Source organism: Xanthomonas sp. SHU 199, from assembly GCF_000364665.1.
Lineage (GTDB): Bacteria > Pseudomonadota > Gammaproteobacteria > Xanthomonadales > Xanthomonadaceae > Xanthomonas_A > Xanthomonas_A sontii.
The window spans coordinates 1-4328 of sequence record NZ_AQOI01000414.1 but is presented as its reverse complement, the minus strand read 5'-3'; the positions used below and the strand labels follow the sequence as shown (position 1 = coordinate 4328).

Below are 4328 nucleotides of genomic sequence, written 5' to 3'. Positions count from 1 at the left end.
GGTGTGGCAGCGGCCGGCGACAGCCGCAGCGCACCTAGCGCCACCGCCAATCCGGCCAGGGTCAGCAGCGCCGCCACCCAGGGCAGTTGCGACAGGCTGCCGCCATGGCCGAGCACCAGGCCGCCCAGCCAGGCGCCCAGCGCATTGCCCAGGTTGAACGCACCGATGTTCAGGCTCGAGGCCAGATGCCGGCCGGCCTCGCCGGCCTTGCCCAGCACCCACACCTGCAGGGGCGCCACCGTGGCGAACGCGGCCACGCCCAGCAGGCCGATGCCCAGCGTCATCGCCGGCGCCGACGGCAAGGCGAGGGGCAGTGCCGCCAGCACCACCGCCAGCACGCCCAGGCTCAGCGGCAGCGCCTGCCGCGGGCGGCGGTCGGCCAGACGTCCGCCGAGCACGTTGCCGACGATCATGCCCACGCCGAACACCAGCAGCAGCGGCGACACCGCACTCTCGGAAACTCCAGTGACCTGGGTCAGCAGCGGCTGCACATAGGTGTACACGGCGAACACGCCGGCATAGCCCAGCACCGTCGTCGCCAGTCCCAGCAGCACCGGCGCGCGGCCGACCGCGCGCAGTTCCTCGCGCAGCGGCGCGGCCGCCGGTGCGGCGCGGTCGGCCGGCACCAGCGCGGCGATCACCACGGTGGCCAGCGCGCCGATCCCCGCCACCGCCCAGAACGTGGCGCGCCAGCCGTAGTGCAGGCCCAGCCAGGCACCGGCCGGCACCCCGAGCAGGGTGGCGACGGTGAGGCCGGTGAACATAGTCGAGATCGCCGAGGCCTTGCGCTGCGGCGGCACCAGGGTGGTGGCAACCACCGCGCCGACGCCGAAGAAGGTGCCGTGCGCCAGCGAGGTGACCACCCGCGCCGCCATCAGCGCCGCATAGGTCGGCGCCAGCGCGCAGGCCAGGTTGCCGGCGGTGAACACCAGCATCAGCGCCAGCAGCACGCGCTTGCGCGGCCAGCGCCGGCTGGCCACGGTCAGCAGCGGCGCGCCGAGGAACACGCCCAGCGCATAGCCGGAGATCAGCAGCCCGGCGGCCGGAACGCTGACCCGCAGGTCGGCGGCGACCTGCAGCAGCAGGCCCATGATCACGAACTCGGTGGTGCCGATGCCGAACGCGCCAGCGGTCAGCGCGAACAGCGCGATCGGCGTGCGCCCGGCAGCGGGCGGATGGGGAGGCGGGGCGAGCGAGGCGGCCATGCGGCGGCTCCGGAAGTGACGGGAGGACGGCAGCCTAGGCCTGCAGGTTCTCAGCAAAAACAGTAAAAATATTGAACGACTTTCAATGGAATCCACACAATGGACCGGATCGGCGACATCGCCCTGTTCCTGCGCGTACTCGACCTCGGCTCGATCAGCGCCGCCGCGCGCAGTCTGGACCTGTCGGTGGCGGTGGCCAGCCAGCGTCTGCAGCGGCTGGAGCGCGCGCTCGGCGTGCGCTTGCTGCACCGGACCACGCGGCGCCTGCACCCGACCCCGGAAGGCCTGCAACTGGCCGAGCAGGGGCGGCCGCTGGTCGAGGACCTGGAATCGCTGGCCGGCGGCCTGCGCCAGGCCGGCGTCGTCGCCGCCGGCACCCTGCGGGTGACGATGTCGGCGGCGTTCGGCCGCCTGTATGTGTCGCCGCTGCTGCCGCGCTTCATGGCGCTGCATCCGCAGGTGCGGCTGAGCGTGCACCTGAGCGACAACGTCGTGGACCTGGTCAGCGAAGGCTTCGACCTGGCGATCCGCATCGGCACCCTGCGCGACTCCAGCCTGATCGCGCGGCGCCTGGCCGGCAATCGGCGCATGCTCTGTGCCTCGCCCGACTACCTGCGCCGCCACGGCACGCCGGCCACGCCGGCCGACCTGGCCGCGCACGCCTGCCTGCTGCTGACCGGCAGCGACGGCCGCCAGGACACCTGGCGGCTGCAGGGACCCGACGGCGAAATCGCCGTCCGCGTGGCCGGGCCGCTGGAGACCAACTTCGGCGAGGTGTTGCGCGATGCCGCGGTCAACGGCCAGGGCATCGCCCTGCATTCGGAATGGCACGTGGCCGAGGACCTGCGGCAGGGTCGGTTGCGCCAGGTGCTGGCCGACTACCCGCTGACCGAGACCGGCATCCACGCGGTGATGCCGCAGCGGCGGCTGGTGCCGCCGCGGGTGCGGGCCTTCGTCGAGTTCATGCAGGCCGAGTTGGCCGACCCGCCGCCATGGGCGCGGCCGCGGTGAGAACTGGGTCGCCCTGCGGGCCGTTGTCTACGACCGCAAACGGTCATCTCCGTGCCGCATTGCGGGATTTCATTAACCTGTATAGGGTGTATCCACGGCCTAGGAGGGGCTGGCGTTGACTTTCACATGTTACGTGCTCGTTAACGCCATCTTCACTATGCCGCGCATAATGTGCGCGGCGATGGCGTGCGGAAACGGCCGTCTGGATGTGACGAGACATCTGTACTGAACCATGCCTCTACCGGTTTCTATCTCCCCGAAACAAGGAGTTGTATTAATGAACAAGAAAATTCTCACCGCCGCGTTGCTGGGCGGTCTGGCCGTCGCCCAGGCAGCGTCCGCGCAGGAATTCGACGACCGCTGGTACCTGACCGGTTCGGCTGGTTTCAACTTCCAGGACAAGGACCGCACCACCAACGATGCGCCCTTCGTCACCCTGGGCCTGGGCAAGTTCATCAACCCGAACTGGTCGCTGGACGGTGAGCTGAACTATCAGAACCCGAACTTCGACAAGAACCAGGACCTGAACTGGAGCCAGTACGGCATCTCGTTCGACCTGCGTCGCCACTTCATCCAGGAAGGCCGCGGCTGGAACCCGTACCTGCTGTTCGGCCTGGGCTACCAGCGCTCGGAAGAAGAGTTCGACACCGGCGGTCCGGTCTCCCCGGGCCAGCGCAAGGACGGCAACTTTGCCGCCAAGGCCGGCGTCGGTCTGCAGACCACCTTCGACAAGCGCGTTGCCGTGCGTGCCGAAGTGGCCTACCGCGCTGACTTCGACGACCAGAGCGTTGCCGCTCCGTCGCAGAACTGGTTCGGCGACGTGCTGGCTTCGGTCGGCGTCGTGATCCCGCTGGGCCCGCCGCCGGCTGCCCCGGTCGCCCCGCCGCCGCCGCCGGCCGCTGCGCCGAGCTGCGCCGATCTGGACGACGACGGTGACGGCGTCAACAACTGCGACGACAAGTGCCCGAACTCCCAGCCTGGCCAGACCATCGGTCCGGACGGCTGCCCGGTGCCGGTGTCGATCGACCTGAAGGGCGTCAACTTCGACTTCAACAAGGCGAACCTGCGTCCGGACGCCGTGGCGATCCTGGGCGAGGCCACCGAGATCCTGAAGCGTTACCCCGACCTGCGCGTCGAGGTTGCCGGTCACACCGACTCGAAGGGTACCGAAGCCTACAACCAGAAGCTGTCCGAGCGCCGCGCCCGCGTCGTGTACGACTACCTGACCAAGAACGGCGTCAGCGCTTCGCGTCTGGTCGGTCCGATCGGCTACGGCGAGAGCCGTCCGATTGCCCCGAACACCAACCCGGATGGTTCGGACAATCCGGAAGGCCGTGCGAAGAACCGTCGTACCGAGCTGAACGTCCAGAACTAATCGGACGCTTCCAGTCTCAAGCAAAGCCCGGCCTCGTGCCGGGCTTTGTTTTTGTGGGGTGGGAAATGTATGTCGGTGCCGTTGTGGGAGCGGCTTCAGCCGCGACAGACGTCCTGGAAATGCCTGCCGCGGCTGAAGCCGCTTCTGCAGAATGCACAAAGCATTCAATCTGAATTTTTTCAGCAATCCCAATTATTTAGCGCATGTAGTGCCGGTAACAGTTGAAAGCACGCCGGGGCCTGCCTACACTCGCTCGTCGACTCGCCTGAATGGAAAAAAACCGATGCTGCGTATCGTGACGGCCAGCCTGCTCGCGCTCGCCCTGATTCCTGCGGCCCACGCCGCACCGGATTGCTCCGGCGATCTGCTGCCCAAGCCGCTTGCGCTGCCGGCCACGGTTGCCGCGCCGGTCGCTTCGGAACTGTTCAGCCGCAACGTGCAGCTGGGTATGCCCAGCGGCGTGCTGACCCAGTCCTACAGCAGCGACCAGTCGCTGGACCGCGTGCTGCTGCGGCTGCGCGCCGAAGGCTGCCAGAGCTTGGCCAATGCCACCCCGGGCGCGGTGAAGCCGAACGATCCGGCGGCCTACAAGCCGGCCACCGCCTTCGACAACACGCCGTGGCGGTTCGACATGAGCCAGAACGGCAAGCGCATGACCGCCGAGGAGTTCGACGCCTGGATGAAGGCGCGCGGCGTGCGCGTGGTCAAGGCGCGTCCGGCTCCGGCACCCGCCGCCG

Annotated in this window: 4 protein-coding genes; 3 read left to right on the top strand and 1 reads right to left on the bottom strand. The window is 68.7% G+C overall.

From position 1 onward, the window contains the following. Positions 1-1205, bottom strand: a 1205-nt coding sequence (locus D183_RS0113585) for an MFS transporter (RefSeq protein ID WP_017909481.1), incomplete at its 3' end; no start/stop codon positions are given. Positions 1206-1304: 99 nt separating this feature from the next. Between D183_RS0113585 and D183_RS0113580 the strand changes: the two genes are divergently transcribed. The 3 genes from D183_RS0113580 to D183_RS0113570 all read left to right on the top strand — a co-directional run. Then, positions 1305-2216 carry a LysR family transcriptional regulator gene (locus tag D183_RS0113580; RefSeq protein WP_017909480.1) on the top strand — a complete coding sequence of 304 codons (912 nt, stop codon included), beginning with the start codon at positions 1305-1307 and terminating at the stop codon, positions 2214-2216. A gap of 277 nt (positions 2217-2493) precedes the next feature. Then, positions 2494-3591: an OmpA family protein gene (locus tag D183_RS0113575; RefSeq protein ID WP_017909479.1), complete on the top strand. Its 1098-nt coding sequence runs from the start codon at positions 2494-2496 to the stop codon at positions 3589-3591. Positions 3592-3874: 283 nt separating this feature from the next. After that, positions 3875-4328: hypothetical protein (locus D183_RS0113570; protein ID WP_017909478.1), on the top strand; the 454-nt coding region annotated here is incomplete at its 3' end.

Coding starts and splice junctions, on each gene's coding strand:
- D183_RS0113575 (WP_017909479.1), top strand. CDS start 2,494: ATGAACAAGAAAATTCTCACCGCCGCGTTGCTGGGCGGTCTGGCCGTC.
- D183_RS0113580 (WP_017909480.1), top strand. CDS start 1,305: ATGGACCGGATCGGCGACATCGCCCTGTTCCTGCGCGTACTCGACCTC.